The sequence below is a fragment of the Bradyrhizobium lablabi genome (assembly GCF_900141755.1).
Classification (GTDB): domain Bacteria; phylum Pseudomonadota; class Alphaproteobacteria; order Rhizobiales; family Xanthobacteraceae; genus Bradyrhizobium; species Bradyrhizobium lablabi_A.
In genome coordinates this window covers 5,049,669-5,068,135 of sequence record NZ_LT670844.1, presented here as the reverse complement: position 1 = coordinate 5,068,135, position 18,467 = coordinate 5,049,669, and the positions used below count along the sequence as shown (strand labels likewise).

Sequence of the window (18,467 nt, the reverse complement as noted above, 5' to 3'; positions counted from 1 at the left end):
CGCGCCAAAAATGCTTTAAGAAACACCCGCCCCCTCAAGGAGAATTGACGATGACCATCCAAGTTGGCGACAAGCTGCCCGAGGCAAAATTTCGCGTGATGACGGCGGAAGGTCCGCAGGTCAAGACCACCGACGACATCTTCAAGGGCAAGAAGGTCGCGCTGTTCGCGGTGCCCGGCGCCTATACCGGCACCTGCCACAAGATGCACCTGCCGAGCATTTTCCTCAACGCCTACGCCATCAAGGACAAGGGCGTGAACACCATCGCGATCGTGTCCGTCAATGACGCCTTCGTCATGAACGCCTGGAAGCGCGACACCGACCAGCGCGACGAGGCCACCTTCCTCGCCGACGGCAATGCCGAATTCACCAAGGCGATCGGCATGGAGCTAGATGCCTCCGGCAACGGGCTGGGCATCCGCTCCCATCGCTACTCGATGCTGGTCGAGGACGGCGTGGTCAAGAAGCTCAATCGCGAGCCCGCGCCCGGCAAGGTCGAGGTTTCGGGCGGCGATACGCTGCTGGCGCAGCTGTGAGAATCTGAGGCGCGATCCCACAATCACAACTGTCATCGCCCGCTCACAACTGTCATCGCCCGGCTTGACCGGGCGATCCAGTACGCCGCGGCTTCTCGGTTGATTACGAACGCCTCTGGGATACTGGATCGCCCGGTGAAGCCGGGCGACGACGGCGGTGGGTGTGCGAGCGATTGCGTTCAGTTCCCCTACTCCTACTTCAACCTCGCCATCGCTACCCCATCGCGGGCCAGTTGGTCGGCGCGCTCGTTTTCGTCGTGGCCGGCGTGGCCCTTGACCCAGTGCCAGCGCACCTGATGCGGTTTTAGGGCGGCGTCGAGGCGCTGCCACAGTTCGGCATTCTTGACCGGCTTCTTGTCGGCGGTGCGCCAGCCGTTCTTCTTCCAGCCATGGATCCAGGCGGTGATGCCCTGCCGGACGTACTGGCTGTCGGTGTAGAGATCGACCGTGCAGGGTTTTTTCAAAGCTTCCAGCGCCGAGATCGCCGCCATCAATTCCATGCGGTTGTTGGTGGTATGGGCCTCGCCGCCCTTCAATTCCTTCTCGACATCGCCGAATTTCAGAATCGCGCCCCAGCCGCCGGGTCCGGGATTACCGGAGCAGGCGCCGTCGGTGTAAATGGTGACGGAAGGAGGCGAACTCACGCCACCAGCCCCGAAGCCGCGATGCCATAGTCGCGCATGCTCGAAACACCCTGCTGAAAGCGCAGCTTGCGGGCATATTCGAGCGGGTCTTTTGGACGAACCAAAGCACCCGCGGGCACGTTGAGAAAATCGACCAGCCGCGTCAAAAGAAAGCGCAGCGCCGCGCCGCGCGCGAGCACCGGCAGCGCCTTCTGCTCGGCTTCGGACAATTCGCGCTCGCGGCCATAGGCGGCCAGCAACGCCCGCGCCTTGGTGACATTGAACGAGCAGTCGCTCTCAAAGCACCAGGCGTTGAGGCAGATCGCGACGTCATAGGCCAGCAGATCATTGCAGGCGAAGGTGAAGTCGATGATGCCGGAGACCTGGTCGCCGAGGAAGAATACGTTGTCCGGAAACAAATCGGCATGGATCACGCCATGCGGCAGATTTTTGGGCCAGACGCCGCCTTCGAGATAATCAAGCTCGGTTTCGATGAAACCGCGCAGGCCGGGCTGCACTTCGTCGGCGCGGGACGCGGCCTGCTCGAACAGCGGCCGCCAGCCCGACACCGACAGCGCGTTGGCGCGCGACATCGCAAAACCCTTCCCGGCCAGATGCATTTTGGCGAGCGCCTCGCCGACGCCGGCGCAATGGGTGGCGTTGGGCTTGCGCGGCCAGACGCCCTCCAGGAAATTGATGATCGCGGCGGGCCGGCCGGCCAGCGTGCTCAGGGCCTCGCCGCTCTTGTTCTTGACCGGTTGCGGGCAAGAGATGCCGTTCGAGGCGAGATGGGTCATCAGGCCGAGAAAGAACGGCAAATCATTCTTGGCGACCCGCTTCTCATACAGCGTCAGGATGAAGGATCCGGCCGTGGTGTGGAGCAGGAAGTTGGAATTCTCCACGCCCTCGGCGATGCCCTTGTAGGACAGGAGTTCGCCGATGTCGTAATGCTTCAAAAATTCCGCAAGCTCGTCGGCGGCGACGTCGGTATAAACCGCCATCGCGTTTACTCGGCAGCGTCGGGCCGCAGCGAGCGCGGCAACGGAAAGAACTCGTTCTCTTCCGCGGCCGAGACCGTCTCCACATGCAATTCGTAACGCTCGGCGAAGGCGCCCATGATCTCTTCGACGATCACTTCCGGCGCCGAGGCGCCCGCGGTGATGCCGAGGCTCTTGATGCCTTCGAACCGCTTCCAGTCGAGATCGCTAGCGCGCTGCGCCAGTACCGCGATTCTGCAGCCCTCGCGTTCGGCGACCTCGCGCAGGCGCTGCGAGTTCGAGGAATTCGGCGCGCCGACCACGATCAGGGCGTCGACCACCGGCGCCACCTTTTTCACCGCAAGCTGGCGGTTGGTGGTGGCGTAGCAGATGTCTTCCTTGTGCGGCCCGGAGATGTTGGGAAACCGCTCCTTGAGCATCGCGACGATCTCGGCGGTATCGTCGATCGACAGTGTGGTCTGGGTCACAAAGGCGAGGTTGTTGGGGTCCTTCGGGGTGAAGGTCTTGGCGTCCTCGGCGGTCTCGATCAGCGTCACCGCGCCCGGCGGCAATTGGCCGAGGGTACCGACCACTTCCGGGTGATGGGAATGCCCGATCAGGAGGATTTCCCTGCCCCGCTTGAAATGGATCGCGGCCTCCCGGTGCACTTTTGTGACCAGCGGGCAGGTGGCGTCGAGGGAAAAGAAATTGCGGGCGCGGGCGTCCGCCGGCACCGATTTCGGCACCCCGTGGGCCGAAAATACCACCGGGGCGTTGGTATTATCGGGGATTTCGGCCAGTTCCTCGACGAAAATGGCGCCTTTTGTCTTCAGGCTGTCGACCACATAGCGGTTGTGGACGATCTCGTGGCGGACATAGACCGGGGCGCCATAGATGGTGAGCGCCCGTTCGACGGTGTCGATGGCCCGGACCACGCCGGCGCAAAAGCCGCGGGGTGAGCACAGCACGATTTTTAGGTCTGGTTTGGCCTGCATGGGAGCGATCTCGGGACCGAATCACCCCTTGCCGGCGGGCAGGGAACGGTCGATTTGGCTAACGACTTGGGACTGCTTTTAGGCGCTGTCAAGGCTGTTTAACAGGCCATTGCGCTGATAGCCCCGGACGGCCTATATAGGCCCTAATTCCACGTCATCGCTGATGACCACCGGCTTCGCCTCCAAAAGGGGTGGGCGAAGCGCAAAGGAGATTTGCCATGAGCAACGCACCGCTGATGCCAAAGGCGACTGCCGTGTGGCTGGTAGACAATACCGCGCTCACCTTCGATCAGGTGGCGGATTTCACCAAGATGCACCCGCTCGAGGTCCGCGCCATCGCCGATGGCGACGCCGCCCAGGGCATCAAGGGCATGGACCCGATTTCGACCGGCCAGCTCACCCGAGACGAGATCGAAAAGGGCGAAAAGGACCCGGGCTATCGTCTCAAGCTCGGCGAGAGCAAGGTGACGCTGCCGCCGGCCGCCAAGAAGAAGGGCCCGCGCTATACGCCGGTGTCGCGCCGCCACGAGCGGCCGAGCGCGATCCTGTGGCTGGTGCGTAACCACCCCGAGTTGAAGGACGCCCAGATCATGCGCCTGGTCGGCACCACCAAAACCACCATCGCCAGCGTCCGCGACCGCACCCACTGGAATGCCTCGACCCTGACCCCGATGGACCCGGTGACGCTCGGCCTGTGCTCGCAGATCGAACTCGATTTCGAGGTGCAGCGCGCGGCCAAGGAAAAGCCGACCGATACCGCCTACGGCGGCGCGACCTTGCTGCCGGCCTCCGAGACCACCCGCAAGGAGCCGGAATTCGAGCCCACCGAAAAGCAGCGCGACGACCTCAACGTCGATGCGGTATTTGCAAAACTGAAGACGATCGGTGGGAAGAAGGCGGACGAGGAGTAAGGCGGGAGCGCTCTGGCGCGGTAGGCGCGCCACGTCGCCCCAACAACGGTCGTCATCCCCGCGCATGCGGGGATCCAGTACGCCGCGGCTTATCGATTCCATCTCAACTGCTCTGGAATACTGGATCACCCGCTTTCCGCCTTCGCTAAAGCTTCGGCGGACTGGCACTGAAGGCTCGTCGAAGCCTTCGGCGTAGACGGGTCGCGGGTGATGACAGTTAGAGTGTTTGCAGCCGCAGCTTCGCGATCTCGCCGCGCAATCCGCGCGAGTTTTACCTTTAACTTCCCGCCCTCTGAAACAGAGGGCGCAGGGAATGCCGGGCGCCCGATGCGCCCGATAGCCGCGTGTGCAATGATAGTGGTAGAACGCACACGCGTTAGTCAGGTCACACCGGAATCACCCGGCATTCCCCGCGCAATGGTTTACGGCTTATTTCGTGCTCTCCCCGGCGACCGGCTCTTTTGCCACCGTCGCCCGCGCTCCTTAGCGCGAACTTGACGCCAGCGTCGGGGCGTCAGGACCACACGTCTTCGCCGTCCGCCTCAGCGCCGTTCGTCAAGAGCGCATCCGCGTCCACCGCATCCCGCCCCACGTCCGTGACGATCGCGAAACGCCCCTCGAAAGGAGGCGGGACCGGATTGGTATATTGCTGATTTGCCCCGGCCGTCAAGAGAAATTTCTGAAAATCAGAAATCGTGATCCGGCGGTGGTTTTTCGTTCGTCATGGCCGGGCAAAAACGCCAAAGGGTCCGCGCAAAGCGCCTATGCCGGTGGCGACGTTGATCGTCGCGATCGGCGCCAAGATCGGTAGTGTCGCGAATTAAGGCGCGTACTCATATGCGACACGTTTGGTGCGGCTTGCCCGATGTCCGCTACGGCTCCGATAGCTACCAAATTATGTAGCGCAGCAAAATGACGCGATGTGCCACCTTCGGACTCACGCACCGCAGCAAAGCGTATCGCTACTCGATCACCTCGTCGGCGCGGGCGAGCATGGTGGGGAATGGTGAAGCCGATTGGCGTTTCGGCATCGACATAGATCATCAACTCGAATTTGGTCGGATGCCGCACTGAGATGGTTTGCAAGCTTTTCACCCTTCAGACGCTGCGATCGGCCCGGCTGGTCTACTTCGTCGCCTGATCGCTGATCTCGTCCAGGAGTTTTGCGAATGGCGCGGTTGCCGGAGGGGCCGCCGCACCGTGCCGCGGGTAGATCGTGTTGTAGAGATAGTCGGAAGAATTATACGACAGCCAAACCTTGCCTTGATCGTCCTCCCAGACCAGCGCTTTAGGCGGCACGTCGATCGCCAACAGTGGAGTCTTGACCATGGCGGGCGTTCCGAGCTTTGGATTGCCGAATACGATGACCGTACGCGGGCGCAGGTCGAGGCCGAATTTCTTGGCGGCGGCAGCATGATCGATTTCGGTGAAGACCGTGAAGCCGGCCGCCTCCTTCTGTTTAACCGCGGCTTCAAATCGCGTGACGGTTTCTTTCACCGAATACTTGCTCGGCTTGGTTATCAGACCGTCGTCGGCCGCATGTGCGGTAGCCGGGCCCGTGCATATCGCGAACGAAAGCGCCAAGCTCGCCAGGGCGCACTTTTTGAAACTCATAGAGACTCCTAACATTCGGAAGACGATTTCGTGATCATGCCCTTGCCCATGGCGCATATGAGCGGCACCTCTTCGTGAAACACGAATGCCGCGCTTGTTGGCCGAGTTTGCGCATGGTGCATCAAAGCAGCTGTTGGACTCATTTTCATTGGCTGGTCTCCCGTACTGACATGCCGCATCCAGATTGGACCGGCTGCGCTACGGCGCTATTTCAGCCTCGGGAAAACGGTTACGATTGTAGGCAAGCGACCAACACTCGGCGAAAACGAGGCCGAAGCGCGGCTTTTCAGCAGTCTGCCGCTGACGTCCGAAATGGGTCAAACTGAGAAGAACTCAGTGCGAGCAAATGTTTCCGCTTTGCCGGGGCAAAACAGACCTCGCGGTCGTGCGCGTCGAGGTCCGAGTCTGACCCTCAACCGACATTCGGTCAGCATCTGCTGAGTTCAGGAAAGGTTCCGGAGTTGCCAATTTTTTCCTATGCACGGCCAAGCAGCGTCCGTATTTAAGCCCCGGTGTCCTAAGTTGAATTTGAGAGTGTCCTAATTGGGCTGTTCGCCCGTTTGTGCAGTGAGCCCCTACCCGACTGGAAGAATTACCAGTGGCCTTTCTTGGAGAGGGGCGTACGCTCTCGCTCCGGGACGGCAAGTGCTGTCCCGGAAATTTGCGAGATAGCCATGAAAGCCGCGTCACTATTCGTTGCGGGCCTAGCTATCGCGACCTTGTCGATTGCACCCGCTAATGCCGCACCCGTCAATGCCACTGGCAGTTGCGCCGGTGGTTGCGCATCAAGCTTTAGGTCAGGCAACGCCCCTTGGGTCGGATGCTCCGTTTCTGGTGGCACGTTTTCGCCGACATGCAGAAACGTAGGCAACTACAAGACCTACATCGAGTGCAAGGAGGCGGGATTTAACACCGGTTGGAGAGACAACGAAAACGCGTGGTATTGCACCAGTCTGGGGCTAAAGTAACAATTCGCAGTAGCAAGTGCCGAGGCCGCCTCAGTTGGCGGCCTCTTTCATTTCGAATGTCACCTGTTGGCACTTTTCGGAAATGGCGCGATGTCTGGCGGGAGTCCGGTTTGCGCGTAAAACCAGACATCAGCGGGGCAGGGCCTTGGGCTTCAGCCCCAGCGCTTCGCATTTCCCCGCGACATCGTCGACGCTATCGGCGCGGCAGAGGAACTGCGCGGCCTTGTCCTTAAATTCCTTTTTAGGCTTTGAGCCCGGAACGAAAGGCTGGTTCCTGCGTGATGTATTTGGGCGGGACGAAGCATGAGGGACTCCAATGCTCGGGAAGACCAAGTTCCAGCCCGAGGACGTGATGGGCGGCCTTTATCTCGGCGTCGCCGTTACCGGCCTAAATGCCCTTGTCGCGATGGGGCTAGTTATCGCGTTCATGTAAACGGGCCGCCTCAATTGGCGGCCTCTTTCATTTCGGGGACCAGCGCGACGATTGCTGATCCGCTAGCCGACGGCACCGCCGCGCCCCCCGGCATCGTGCCTCGCGCGGCGGTCGGGGCGCGGAAAAAATTTATCGCGGCCGCGTATGGGGCGGGGCGCCTTCGATCACGAAAACAGAAAGACGCCGATCAGCAAACCTGCTGCGAATGCCCACAGGCCTAATGTGCAAGCTGAGACAACGCGGACGAGGTTCCGGAGGTCGTCCTGCGGGATCTCGTGGGATCGATGCGTCATTGCAGCCCCCCCTGCGGTGGCCGCTAGCCCGTTACGGGGCCAACCTCCTCCCCATACGTGCCCAAAAGAAGGCAATAGATGATCACGGGGGATCACGATTTGCACCCGACCGGATGGGACATCCCCGACCCCCCTCGAATTGTCCCAAATGTCCAATTTCAAGTTATGGCCAAGGCTTTCTCGACACTGAATGCGAGAAGTCCTTTATTTGCAGGCGCAACTCGCAATTTAACGCTGGCGCCGTCGAAAATGCTACGTGCACTTGTGCCCATCTACCGAGCCGACGAGGTGATCGAATAAACTGCCAATTGCTGCAGTGCATGAGTCCGGTTATGGCACTTTTGCGACATGCCGACTACATCAAGCAATTTCCGAGTTCGGGCGCAAAGCGGAAAACATGTGCTCATGCTGAGTTCTTCTCTGTTTGACCGAAGCGGACATTTGCGCAGCGATGGAGTTCAAGCGAAAACTCGTGGAAGTGGATCGATCCGCACGCAAAGAGTTTGGGATCGGACGACCGTACCTCGACAAAGATCCGCCGCATGTCGGGCCGATCGACGGCAAGGAATATGCCGATAAACGCGGCCGGCCAAATGCGAAACTTGCGGAATTGGAAACGAAAAGGCGCCACGGGTCAGCTGTGAGCGACGATCACAGCAGGGCGAAACGCGGAAGAACGGTATCCTCGAAGGCGAGAAGCATATAGGCTTGCTTGCCTTTCGGCCGACGAGCGAATCAAACTCTTGAGTCCCGACAAACTGCGTGACACCCTGCGCCTCAACCTCCGGGGAATCACATGACGATCCCGTGCCGCGTCCTAATGGTATATCCGAAGTTCATTCCGAACTCGTTCTGGAACTATACGGAAGCCTGCGAACTGGTCGGCGCGAAGTATCCGGCGGCGCCACTCGGCCTGATCACGGTTGCCGCTATGCTGCCGAAGCATTGGGACATCCGTCTCGTTAACCGTAACACCGAGCCTTTGACGGACGCGGACCTCGACTGGGCCGATCTCGTGATGATCGGCGGTATGCTCAACCAGCAGCCTGATTTCATCTACCTGATCGATCTCGCCCACCTGCACGGCAAGCCGGTATGTGTCGGTGGGCCTGACGTCTCCTCCAGCCCGCATCTTTACGCGGACGCGGACTTCCAGGTGATCGGCGAGGCCGAGCAAATCATGGTGCACTTCATCGCCGCCTGGGAAAGCGGCGAACGCAAGGGTGTGTTCATCGCCGAGAAATTCAAGATCGACGTCACGCAAAGCCCGATGCCGCGTTACGATCTGATCAAGTTCGATCACTATCTCTTCATCGGCGTGCAATATTCGCGCGGCTGCCCGTTCACCTGCGAGTTCTGCGATATCATCGAGCTGTATGGTCGCGTGCCGCGCACCAAGACTAACGATCAGATTCTCGCCGAACTGCAAGCGCTCTACGATCACGGTTATCGCGGGCATGTCGATTTCGTCGACGACAATTTCATCGGCAACAAGAAAAACCTCCGCACGTTACTGCCGCGGCTCAAAGCTTGGCTGGAAGAGCGCGACTATCCGTTCGAGTTCTCGACCGAAGCCTCGATCAACATCGCGGACGACAGCGAGTTGTTGCAGGCAATGAAGGACGCGAATTTCTTCGGGATCTTCGTCGGCATCGAGAGCCCGGACCCTGAGACGCTCGTGCAGATGAAGAAAAAGCAGAACACCAGGCGCAACATCGCCGAGTGCATCCATAAGATTTACGGCTACGGCATGTTCATCACCGCCGGTTTCATCGTCGGATTCGATACCGAGAAAGGGTCGATAGGACAGGCGATGATCGACTTCATCGAGGAGGCGAACATTCCGGTCTGCATGGTTGGACTACTCTATGCGCTGCCTGGCACACAGCTGACGCGGCGGCTAGCCGAGGAAGCCCGCCTGCACAAAGGCCATGACCTCATGAAGGTCGAGCAGGCGGGCGACCAATGCACGCTCGGCTGCAATTTCGACACCAAGCGTCCGCTTCGTGACATCCTTGTGGATTACAAGACTGTGCTCGGGCACGTGTTCAGCCCGACGGCATATGCCGGACGGCTGTCAAGGCTCGCTGTCATGCTCGACCGCTCCGACCGCCGCCGCGACCTGCCGGATGGCGACATGCGCAAGAGGCTTGGCGGCATTGACAGCGTACACAGGATCATGCGGGCCCTGCCGGAGGTTCGCGAGCCGTTCTGGAAAACCTTCGTCGAGGTCGCCAAGACCAATCCAGGCGCGCTGCGTTACATCGTGATGTTGATGGCGCTGTACTTGCACCTCGGGCCTTTCTCGAAGCACGTGATCAGTGAGATTGACCGCCGCATTGCCGAGCTGGACGGTATGCATCCGGTGAGGGCCCCGGGGTCGTCTGCTCGTGCTCGTCCGGTAAAGGCTACGGGCAATAATAACCGGAAGAATGAGCAGGTTTCGGCCGTGAACTCATAAAAATGCAGTTGGATGGACGGTAACGTCCGCTATGCCTCCGATAGCTGCCTGGCAGAATCACCTGCGGGCGGGAAGGATCAACTTCTTGGGAATGTCGCACTGTCCCATGCGGACTGTTCCACTACTCTATCGGGTGATTCAGGCGGTCTCCCGACTGGCAAAAACGGCCAAAACACGATCGTTGGTCAGTAGCGCCGAGAGAGTGGCACCCGCTATCCCACTGTCTCATATCCCATTCCGGTGTTTCGCTATCTCCCAGGGTGACTTACTGCTTTCCCGGGGCTGGGGGTTTCCACGTTGGTCACACTGAAAGAGGCCGGTGATCGATCGCTTCGCGGAATACCGGATCGTCCGCTTTCGCGGACGATGACATTGTGTGAGTGTTAAGGCAGGCGTCGCGTTCGTTCCCGGATATCGCTTTGCTCATCGCCAGCGGCGGTGTAGCCACAGCCACTGATCGGGATATTCGCGGATCCAGCCCTCGATCACCGACGTGACCGCCTGCATCGTTCCCTGAATGTCGATTTGCCCGGCGGCGTCGCGGAGCGGCTTCACTTCTTCGGACAGTTCGCCACGAAAGCGGTGTCCGGGCAGGCGGACGATGCGGACGCCATGAACCGGGCACTCGATCTGCCGCAGCAGCCGGGCCAGCATCGGATTGGCCCTGGTCTTGCGGCCAAAGAAAGTAACCTCGACGCCGTTGGTCAGATACTGGTCGACCAGCATCCCGACGTGCTGACCGTTTTTCAGGGCCTCCGCAAGTTTTAGGGGTGCGTCACGGCCAGCCGGAATTAGCGTGCCCATTTTTACGGCGCGCATATCCTGGATGATGCGATCGGCCGCCGCGATGTTGGGCCGGCGATACAGAATCGCGGTGTCCAGCCCGTGCGCGACGGCAGCCAGAGCGGGAAGTTCCCAGTTGGCGAGATGGCTTGCAAAGATCAGCGCCGGTTTGCCGTCGAGTCGCAGCTGCGTAAACAATTCGTAGGAGCGCGTCCCGATTTCGATCCGGCTATCCTCGGAGCGCGCGGGATCGTGCTCCCAGATATGATCGAGGTGCGCGAATTCGGCGCCGACGCGACCGAGATTGTCCCAGACGCCTGCGAGAATGGCCTCGATCTCTGCAGGCGATTTCTCCGGAAATGCGGCGGTCAGATTGGCGCGACCGATCTTTTGCTCCCGCATCAAGGGCCCGATCGAGCGGGCGATCCGGCCGAACAGGTTGGCGGTCTTGATCGGATCGAAATAGCGGGCGGTACGCAGTATTCCGATCGTCAACGCACCCACCGCGGCTTGGCCCAGCGGCTTGGTCGTGTCGCGAAGTCGGGCCTTGGAGCGATGCAGCAGACGTTGCATCAGAAACCAACGACGATCTTGCCGAACACTATTCGGCTTTCCATGCGCTTCAGCGTGCATCATTATACCAGCGCTGGCGATACGATCCAAGACACTAACGAGTTGCGCCGCTTCGCCCGATGGGGTTGCACTGAGTAATGAGGTCATCGAGCGTTTTGAACGCGCGGCCGTCATTCAGCCCAGATAGCCGCCATCGATGGTGAACGCTGCGTCAGTGACGAAACTCGCCCCTGTGCTCGCCACGTAGGCGATCAGGCTGGCAATTTCGATCCGCCCCGGCGCGAGCAACGGTCGCAGCACGGCGCGGATAATTCTCGTCCGGGTTCATGTCGGTTTCAGTCGGCCCAGGCTGCACCGTATGGACAGTGATGCCGGTGATCCCAGCCGGGCAATCGTCAGCGCTACAATCTCAACTCCACGTTTCTTGACGCATCAAAAAACGCGGCGATCGCCGCGTGACCTCATGGCTCGCTGTGCAGTAAAAGAACATGATTGCCTCCAATCCTCGGATGCTATTCCGGTTCGGGCGTAAGTGCGGCGGCGAGAAGCTAACTCGATGTGAGAGGAACATAATCGTATTCACCGATACCTTGTAGAACCAAAAACGTGAGCGACTTGGTGCCACCGTTGGTCACTAGATGAGGTCGCGCTGCCCTAACTACATGGATTTCGCCGGGATTCAGATTCACTTCCTCTTTCGGTTCCTGCAGGAACAGCCTCATGCGGCCTTCCAAAACGTAAAAAGTATCGGTGATATTGGTGTGACTGTGCCACGGCACCTTCTGCGTCGGCGAGAGCTGCAACTCCATAATGCGAAAGCCGGGGCGCGCGGCATGCTGAACGCGACGCTCCACTTCGTAAAGATGACTGGCGTCCCGCCAAGCCTTTGCTGACGACAATGATCACCGACGCGGGCACGAAGGAGCCGCGCTCGGAAGCGGATCTCGCCACGCTGACCCGGTTCGAGACGTCACGCGTCGATCCCGCCATGTCTGTTCTTGAGGGGTGGTCTCAACCGGTCGACGCAACACTTTATCTTGAAGGAGAGATGGAGTGTGGTTTGATGGGTCACAATTTTCATAGAGGGTTTACCAGACTCCTGCACGGCAAAATAACCCGAGTCGTCGGCCGAAATTGCATAGACGCAGCATGAGCAGTCGGGAAGGGTTCTAAACTTCGAGTACGAACTGATCAGCCCGAGAAAGGATTAATCATGTCACGTCGAACCATCGTTTCGCTTGCTGCATCCGTTATCATCGGCATCGCCTGCATTGCGACTATTTCTACTGACGCCTTCGCATATCGAAGGGGCGTTGGAGTTGGTCGCGCTGGCGTTTATCACGGCGGCGTCTATCGTGGTGGCGTCTACCGTGGTGCAGCCGTACGCCGTGGAGTGGCGGTCGGCGTCGGAGCTGCTGCAGTCGGTGCTGGTGCCGCCGGAGCTTACGGAGCTTATCGCTGCGGATACTATCCCTACCGACCGTGCTAGTATGGCTTTAGTGGGGGTTATCGAGCGCTCGCTGACCGCCGCGCCTATCGTCGCCATGAAGAGACTCATGCACTGCACAAAATGACATTCCTATTCAAATCACCTCGTCGGCGAGCGCAAGTAGCCTTGCTGGCACCTCAACCCAAGCGCCTTTGCGGTCTTGAGGTTGATCACGAACTCGAACTTGGCGGACAGCATGACCGGAAGATCGCCCGGCTTCTCGCCCTTGAGAACCCGCCCCGCATAAACGCCCGCCTGGCGATGCGCAACGGCAAAGCTGGACCCGTAGCTCATCAAGCCGGCCGCCGTAAACTCGCGCGCATAGTAGATCGCGGGCACGCCATGGCGCGCCGCCAGTGCAATCAGTTGATCACGTTGACTGATGAAAAACGGATCGGCGCTAACGACCAGGGCTCCGGCTCGTTGTTGGACCAGCGTCGTGAAGGCCGAATCGAAATCGGATTTCGAGCTGGCTTTCAGGACAACCAGGTTCAGTCCAAGTCCCGCAACATCGACTGAGCGCTTCTATCGAGCGTTGTGAGTGAATTTGTTCCTCCCAAATCTTGGTCGGCGGACAGGACTTAAGGATGTCGCTGCCGAACCAAATCCGCTGCCCGCTCGGCTATGGCGATGACGGGAGCGTTGGTATTTCCGCGGGTGACGCTCGGCATGACGGATGCGTCGGCCACCCGGAGGCCCTCGATGCCGAAGACACGGAGCTGCGGGTCGACCACCCGACCGATCCCGCACGTGCTCGACGGGTGGTAGAAGGTCTGTGTATGGCGTTCGACGAAGGACCAAACATCCGCGTCACTGCTGGATGCCGGCACGAGATGAGGCCCCCGGCGCACCGCGGCAAGAGCGGGCCTTTGCGCAACGTCCATCGTGAGTTGGACGCCGCGGATCATGCTCCGCCGATCTTCTTCGGTCGCCAGGTAGTTGCTGAAAATCCGTGGCTTGACATCAGGCCGCGCACTACGGAGCTTGACGGTTCCGCGGCTGGTCGGTTTCAGGACGACGGGCCCGAAGACATAGGCGTCATCGAAGGGTTGGGACAGGCCCTCCTCATAGAACATGACGGGCCCGGCGTTGAACATGACGTCAGGCAACTCCATCGAAGAGTCCGTCCGGAAGAATCCCCCGCCCTCACTGATGCTGGAAGTCAAGGGCCCTCGTCCCCACTCCTTGAGCAGCCGCAGGTCTTCGTCCGTGCCCGCGCGTAAAAGCGTCGGAGTGTCAGTGAAGTAGGACAGCACGAGGCCGGGATGGTCCTGCAGGTTATCGCCGACAGGAAGATCAATAAGCGGATCGATGCCGACCGCCTTCAGATCGGTGGGTTTGCCAATGCCCGAAAGCATCAAGATCTGTGGCGAGTTGTAAGCGCCGGCCGAGAGTATGACTTCTCGTTCGGCCCGGATAATGCTCCTCTCGCCATGGCGTTGAATCTCGATTCCCACTGCACGCGAACCTTCCAGCACCACTCGAGTCACAGTGGCCTGCGTTAGGATGTCGAGGTTCGCCCGCCCCCGCGCAGGGCGTAAGAAGCCCGTAGCCGTACTGCAGCGCAGTCCACAGTTCTGGGTGAATTGAAAGCGGCCCGCACCGAGCTGGCTTGCTCCATTGAAGTCGTCGTTACGCGGATAGCCTGCCTCGACAAACGCTTCGATGATGCGATCAATCAACGGGTGCTGCGACCGCCCATTTTGGACGAAAAGAGGCCCATCAGCGCCATGAAACTTACTGGCACCTCGTTCATTGGCTTCAGACTTGATGAAGTAAGGCAGCAGTTCATCGTAGGACCACCCCGTCGCCCCCTCGGCCGCCCATTCGTCGTAATCCGCTCGATTGCCACGAATATATATCATAGCATTCATCGACGAAGTGCCACCAAGAACCTTGCCGCGCGGCAGGTAGATACGTCGACCGAAGAGCGCCGGCTCCGGCTCGGATGAATAGTCCCAGTCGTGCTCCGATTTGAACAATTGAGGGAAGGCAACCGGTGTGTGAACTTCGGGTGCATCATCCATCGGACCGGCTTCGATTAGCGCGACTTGGACGGCAGGGTCTTCACTTAGCCTTGCCGCTATAACACATCCGGCGGAACCGCCACCTACAACGACATAGTCATATCCGCTTTTCATTTAACACCCCAAGTTTGCTTGCTCTTGGCCAGGCGCTTATTGCTCCTGCACTTCACTGAGTCAGCTGCAAGACGGAGACTACCCAACCAGACCGTCAGCTACCGGGGCAACGGCTAGAACCATGGACTGGAGCCATGACGGGTCCCCCTTGAACTTGCCAATCATGCTGACGTCCTCGTTTGGGCACGTACTTCGATCGATCTTGCGAAATCGTAGTCCCAAGCAATCTCTGCAACACGGAGGCAACACCGCAGCTGCGCTAATCCGGCCAACGGCTTTGTTCGACGGGAATTGCAAAGACATAGCCGACGCCGCGTTCGGTCTTGATGACACGTGGCGCCTTCGGCTCTGCCTCCAGTTTGCGCCGCAGCCGCAGCACCTGAACATCGATGCTGCGATCGAAGATGTCTTCGTGGAGCCGGGTCGCCTGTAATAGATACTCGCGCGAAAGCGGCCGCTCCGGCGCATCGAGGAAGGCCAGCAGCAGGGCGTACTCGCCTTTGCTTAAGGCAACCGGCCGTTCCTGCGGATCGATCAGGCGCCGGCTGCGACGATCAAGCCGCCATCCGCCGAACTTGTATCCGCCCCGCTCCACGTCGCGGGTGCGCAATAACCCTCCGTTCACACGGCGCCGTCGCACGGCGCGAAACCGGGCATACAATTCGCGGATACCGAACGGCTTGGTGAGGTAGTCGTCGGCACCGAGTTCGAGTCCGACCACACAGTCAACTTCATCGCGGGAGCGACCTGTCAGAAGAATGACCGGGACGTCCGAACTGGAACGAATTTCCCGCAGCAGATCGAGCCCATTGTCCTCGCCGAGGTGCAGGTCGAGAATGATCGCGCTTGTGTCCCCGCCAGCCAATTGACGGGCCACCCCCGAGCGGCTCGTCGCCGAGACGGTCTGTATTCCGTACTGCCCGAAATAATCCGAGATCAGATGCCGGACCGCCGGATCGTCATCCACGACAAGGATATGGCTCGAGCTGCAGTCGGTGGCCACAATGCGGCTGGACTCGACCTCGGTCAGTACGTGATCAGGCGTCCGCATGGCTGCTGCGGACCGCACAGAAGCATGAATTGACACACGTGAAATCTCGGCGTTCGCCACGGCGGTACCTTCCAACAGATAAATTCGGTAGATCTTCGGCCAGTCGCGTAACGGAGCGGTGGATCAGCGGAGCTCCGCCAACACAGGGCCGGCTGGCGTCCCGCCGCGCTGCGGTCGACGCCAATAAGATTCTGTTAGCAATCTAGACGATAAATGGATTGTAAGAATCGGCCATGCCCGGCGCCGCTTCCGTGCCGCGTAATCCCCACCGCAGTGTCGTACCGAAGAACTCCGCCGGAGTTCCGCCCACGATCGTCGCGAAATCATGGATCAGGTGCGCCTGATCAACAAAGCCGCAGGCATATGCGACATCTGCCCAACCCAGACCGCTTTTCCGCGCGGCGACAACCTTTTCGATCCGCGCTAGTCGCGCATATTGTTTAGGGCTGGTCCCGTATGTCGCGCGGAAGCCGCGCGACAGCTGCCGCTCGCTGACATCCAATAGCGAGGCGAGTTTTCGTACGCGCAGGCCCGGATTGCGACGCAGCCACGAGGAAGCGCGGGAAAAAACCGGATCTTCGCGATCCTGACGCAGATTCTGAAAGAGAAAACGTTCGACGCAGGCGATCCGTTCGCTGCTGCTGCCGGACTCCATTACCCTTTCCTCCAGCAGGGCGATATCGTGATCCCTAAAGATGTTGCGCAGTCCGATCTTGACGTTCATGAGCTCGTGCATGGACGCCCGCGCCAACCGGGCGGCGCCCTCGGGCTTGAGCCGGACGGTGATGACACCGAGTGGGCCGCGCGGACTGATCGCAAAGGTCCCGCTCTGGGTCTGGGTCAGCACATGGCCGTAGTTTTTGTGATCACAGCTGTCGCCGCCGAGTTGCCATCTGCAATGCGTCAGCGTGCGGTATTGAACGACGAAATACGGCGCGGTGCTCGGCGGCACCTTGATCGTAAAGGCGGTCGCCGCATCGCGGTCGGGAATGTCCCAATCCCAGATCGCCTCGACGAGGTCGGCAACGGCGGCGGACGGCCGGATGCTCCTCGAAAAGCCGTCGGGAACGATGTGTTCGCCGCCCCATTTGGGTGGCTGCGGCTCCAGTTGGGAAAGCCCGATAGGTGGTCCGGTTACCATGAGGAAAGCTCCACCCTGCTGCAAGAGCCAGAAAGGGCCGCCTAAGCCAGCGCGACGCCTCATTCGGTGTTAAGCGCGCATTTAGAAGTTGTCCGTGGCTTTTTCTGGCCGCCATTATTACCGTTGCAACATTTCGCCACGAGGCAGCGCCGCATCATCCGAAATTCCTGCCAAGCGGACCGCATCGACCGGAGAACCGGCAGGGATCGCTCGGTAAAACGCCTTCCCTGGCCGGGGCGGCGCGACATCACGTGGATACGCTGGATCGTATCGGTATTGCATCGCTAATCGACGTCCGTCAGTTCTTTGAGCCAATGTCCGAGATGGGTCATTCGCGACCGGGTCGAGCCAGCAGGAAGTCCGGCCGTGTCCGCTATGCCTCGAAAGCGGAAGTAATTTCGGAACATGAGCGGCTCCGCGACCGGCCGCTGCGGTTGATGGTACGGCTGTGGACGTGATTCAAGCTCCGAACTGGAGCCTCGAATCATCCGCTACGAGCTCAGCGATTATGAATGGACCCGCCATCAAACCGATGCTGCCGAACAAACCCCGTCCGCGTGTAAATGGCTGTCGCACCCCTCACGCTTTCTTCAAGAACTCCGTGCGCAGCACCAGGCCCTTGACCTTGTCGGTGCGGCCTTCGATCTCGTCCTCGTTGTCGGTGAGATGAATGTTCCTGATCACGGTGCCGCGCTTGAGCACGGTGGACGAGCCCTTCAGCTTCAAATCCTTGATCAGCGTGACGCTGTCGCCCTCGGCGAGCAGCGCGCCGTTTGAATCCCTGACCTTGATGTCCATGGTGTGGTCCCTTTGTGTGAAATGTGGAGCGCCTCTTGCTAAAGCACGCTGCCGTTCCAACACTGGTCGTCATACCCCGCGCATGCGGGGTATCCAGTACGCCGCGACTTCGCGGCTCCATCGCAACTGCTCTGGAATACTGGATCGTCCGCCTTCGCGGACGATGACAGTTTCGTATGGGGCGGGCCTTCCTATCCCAATTCGATCTCGTCGGTGATCTCGTACGTCAGGCTGACGCCGCCGACGGTCAAAACCATTTTGGCCGGGAGTTTTTCGTTGCCCTTGAGACGGCCGGCTTTTATCGCGTCGCGCACCGCCATCTCGATCTCGCGCTGCGAGGTGATGCCGACTTTTTTCAAAAATCTGCGCAGACTGGTATTGAAAACGTCTTCGTTCATGGCGGCCCCCTGGTGTTACGGATGGTCCGGATGGTTCAGCATGTAGTCGCCGAGATCGCGCTGGCGGCGGTCGGCGCGGGCGTTGGCGTTGTTGCGTTGAACGTCGCGATCCTTGCGACAGGCGACATATTCCGGCGAGCCGACCGCATTGCTGGCGCGGCAGAACGCGTCATCGTCGTCGCCACCGGCATTGACCATGGTCGGCTGTCCGCGCTCAAGGCAGCCGGCGAGCAGAGGTGCGAGAAGCAGCAGAATGAGAAGTCGTGCAGATTTGCGTCGCAT

The 18,467-nt window shown here is 59.9% G+C and carries 17 protein-coding genes and 1 pseudogene; 4 read left to right on the top strand and 14 right to left on the bottom strand.

Going from position 1 to position 18,467, the window contains the following annotated elements; all coding sequences use genetic code 11:
* Positions 1-50: 50 nt before the first annotated feature.
* Positions 51-536, top strand: a complete 486-nt coding sequence (locus tag B5526_RS23585; protein WP_079542139.1) for a peroxiredoxin — start codon at positions 51-53, stop codon at positions 534-536.
* A gap of 194 nt (positions 537-730) precedes the next feature.
* Here the strand turns inward: B5526_RS23585 and rnhA are convergent, their stop codons facing one another.
* Genes rnhA through ispH form a run of 3 tightly spaced genes read right to left on the bottom strand, consistent with a single transcriptional unit; the run spans position 731 to position 3,131 of the window.
* A complete protein-coding gene (rnhA, locus tag B5526_RS23580; protein ID WP_079542136.1) occupies positions 731-1,180 on the bottom strand; it encodes a ribonuclease HI in 450 nt (149 codons plus the stop codon).
* Complete coding sequence (locus B5526_RS23575) at positions 1,177-2,160, bottom strand: homoserine kinase (RefSeq protein ID WP_079542133.1); 984 nt, start codon at positions 2,158-2,160, stop codon at positions 1,177-1,179. The genes rnhA and B5526_RS23575 overlap by 4 nt, the downstream gene beginning before the upstream one ends.
* A 5-nt stretch (positions 2,161-2,165) precedes the next feature.
* Positions 2,166-3,131, bottom strand: a complete 966-nt coding sequence (gene ispH / locus B5526_RS23570) for a 4-hydroxy-3-methylbut-2-enyl diphosphate reductase (RefSeq protein ID WP_079542130.1) — start codon at positions 3,129-3,131, stop codon at positions 2,166-2,168.
* A 218-nt stretch (positions 3,132-3,349) separates the two neighbouring features.
* On the opposite strand from ispH, the gene B5526_RS23565 reads away from it, so the two are divergent.
* On the top strand, positions 3,350-4,042 hold the full coding sequence (locus B5526_RS23565) for a DUF1013 domain-containing protein (RefSeq protein ID WP_079542128.1): 693 nt from the start codon (positions 3,350-3,352) through the stop codon (positions 4,040-4,042).
* A gap of 1,125 nt (positions 4,043-5,167) precedes the next feature.
* Here the strand turns inward: B5526_RS23565 and B5526_RS23560 are convergent.
* Entirely contained in the window at positions 5,168-5,656 is a 489-nt protein-coding gene (locus tag B5526_RS23560) for a DUF302 domain-containing protein (RefSeq protein WP_172842093.1), read from the bottom strand.
* A gap of 2,490 nt (positions 5,657-8,146) precedes the next feature.
* On the opposite strand from B5526_RS23560, the gene B5526_RS23545 reads away from it, so the two are divergent.
* Entirely contained in the window at positions 8,147-9,811 is a 1,665-nt protein-coding gene (locus B5526_RS23545) for a B12-binding domain-containing radical SAM protein (RefSeq protein WP_197688362.1), read from the top strand.
* Between the two features lie 423 nt (positions 9,812-10,234).
* Here B5526_RS23545 and B5526_RS23540 read toward each other — a convergent pair whose 3' ends face one another.
* The 3 genes and pseudogenes from B5526_RS23540 to B5526_RS23535 all read right to left on the bottom strand — a co-directional run bounded on the left by B5526_RS23540 (position 10,235) and on the right by B5526_RS23535 (position 12,066).
* The gene (locus B5526_RS23540) at positions 10,235-11,167 is read right to left on the bottom strand and encodes a lipid A biosynthesis lauroyl acyltransferase (RefSeq protein ID WP_079542122.1); all 933 of its coding nucleotides are present in this window, start codon (positions 11,165-11,167) and stop codon (positions 10,235-10,237) included.
* Between the two features lie 174 nt (positions 11,168-11,341).
* A pseudogene (locus B5526_RS39615) lies at positions 11,342-11,549 on the bottom strand (oxidoreductase); the annotation flags it as partial.
* 166 nt (positions 11,550-11,715) lie between these two features.
* Positions 11,716-12,066 (bottom strand): cupin domain-containing protein, encoded by a 351-nt coding sequence (locus B5526_RS23535; RefSeq protein WP_154071412.1) that lies wholly within the window; start codon positions 12,064-12,066, stop codon positions 11,716-11,718.
* 420 nt (positions 12,067-12,486) lie between these two features.
* Here B5526_RS23535 and B5526_RS37845 point away from each other — a divergent pair, with 420 nt between their 5' ends.
* Positions 12,487-12,741: a hypothetical protein gene (locus tag B5526_RS37845; RefSeq protein WP_154071411.1), complete on the top strand. Its 255-nt coding sequence runs from the start codon at positions 12,487-12,489 to the stop codon at positions 12,739-12,741.
* A gap of 14 nt (positions 12,742-12,755) precedes the next feature.
* On the opposite strand, the gene B5526_RS39795 is transcribed toward B5526_RS37845, so the two are convergent.
* From B5526_RS39795 to B5526_RS23490, 7 genes are all read right to left on the bottom strand, one after another.
* Positions 12,756-13,136 (bottom strand): ABC transporter substrate binding protein, encoded by a 381-nt coding sequence (locus tag B5526_RS39795; RefSeq protein ID WP_433994661.1) that lies wholly within the window; start codon positions 13,134-13,136, stop codon positions 12,756-12,758.
* 101 nt (positions 13,137-13,237) lie between these two features.
* A complete protein-coding gene (locus tag B5526_RS23515) occupies positions 13,238-14,797 on the bottom strand; it encodes a GMC family oxidoreductase (RefSeq protein ID WP_079542110.1) in 1,560 nt (519 codons plus the stop codon).
* A 259-nt stretch (positions 14,798-15,056) separates the two neighbouring features.
* Positions 15,057-15,908: a response regulator gene (locus B5526_RS23510; RefSeq protein WP_244562042.1), complete on the bottom strand. Its 852-nt coding sequence runs from the start codon at positions 15,906-15,908 to the stop codon at positions 15,057-15,059.
* A gap of 142 nt (positions 15,909-16,050) precedes the next feature.
* Positions 16,051-16,989, bottom strand: a complete 939-nt coding sequence (locus B5526_RS23505) for a helix-turn-helix domain-containing protein (protein ID WP_172842092.1) — start codon at positions 16,987-16,989, stop codon at positions 16,051-16,053.
* Positions 16,990-17,568: 579 nt separating this feature from the next.
* The gene (locus tag B5526_RS23500; RefSeq protein ID WP_079542102.1) at positions 17,569-17,787 is read right to left on the bottom strand and encodes an alkylphosphonate utilization protein; all 219 of its coding nucleotides are present in this window, start codon (positions 17,785-17,787) and stop codon (positions 17,569-17,571) included.
* Positions 17,788-17,978: 191 nt separating this feature from the next.
* The gene (locus tag B5526_RS23495) at positions 17,979-18,185 is read right to left on the bottom strand and encodes a DUF6494 family protein (RefSeq protein ID WP_079542100.1); all 207 of its coding nucleotides are present in this window, start codon (positions 18,183-18,185) and stop codon (positions 17,979-17,981) included.
* A gap of 15 nt (positions 18,186-18,200) precedes the next feature.
* Positions 18,201-18,467: a hypothetical protein gene (locus tag B5526_RS23490; protein WP_079542097.1), complete on the bottom strand. Its 267-nt coding sequence runs from the start codon at positions 18,465-18,467 to the stop codon at positions 18,201-18,203.

What these genes read in the sequence shown, in the direction of transcription:
- B5526_RS23585 (WP_079542139.1), top strand. Translation starts at nt 51, where the DNA reads ATGACCATCCAAGTTGGCGACAAGCTGCCCGAGGCAAAATTTCGCGTG.
- B5526_RS23575 (WP_079542133.1), bottom strand. Translation starts at nt 2,160, where the DNA reads ATGGCGGTTTATACCGACGTCGCCGCCGACGAGCTTGCGGAATTTTTG.
- ispH (WP_079542130.1), bottom strand. Translation starts at nt 3,131, where the DNA reads ATGCAGGCCAAACCAGACCTAAAAATCGTGCTGTGCTCACCCCGCGGC.
- B5526_RS23565 (WP_079542128.1), top strand. Translation starts at nt 3,350, where the DNA reads ATGAGCAACGCACCGCTGATGCCAAAGGCGACTGCCGTGTGGCTGGTA.
- B5526_RS23560 (WP_172842093.1), bottom strand. Translation starts at nt 5,656, where the DNA reads ATGAGTTTCAAAAAGTGCGCCCTGGCGAGCTTGGCGCTTTCGTTCGCG.
- B5526_RS23545 (WP_197688362.1), top strand. Translation starts at nt 8,147, where the DNA reads ATGACGATCCCGTGCCGCGTCCTAATGGTATATCCGAAGTTCATTCCG.
- B5526_RS23540 (WP_079542122.1), bottom strand. Translation starts at nt 11,167, where the DNA reads ATGCAACGTCTGCTGCATCGCTCCAAGGCCCGACTTCGCGACACGACC.
- B5526_RS23515 (WP_079542110.1), bottom strand. Translation starts at nt 14,797, where the DNA reads ATGAAAAGCGGATATGACTATGTCGTTGTAGGTGGCGGTTCCGCCGGA.
- B5526_RS23505 (WP_172842092.1), bottom strand. Translation starts at nt 16,989, where the DNA reads ATGGTAACCGGACCACCTATCGGGCTTTCCCAACTGGAGCCGCAGCCA.
- B5526_RS23500 (WP_079542102.1), bottom strand. Translation starts at nt 17,787, where the DNA reads ATGGACATCAAGGTCAGGGATTCAAACGGCGCGCTGCTCGCCGAGGGC.
- B5526_RS23495 (WP_079542100.1), bottom strand. Translation starts at nt 18,185, where the DNA reads ATGAACGAAGACGTTTTCAATACCAGTCTGCGCAGATTTTTGAAAAAA.
- B5526_RS23490 (WP_079542097.1), bottom strand. Translation starts at nt 18,467, where the DNA reads ATGCGACGCAAATCTGCACGACTTCTCATTCTGCTGCTTCTCGCACCT.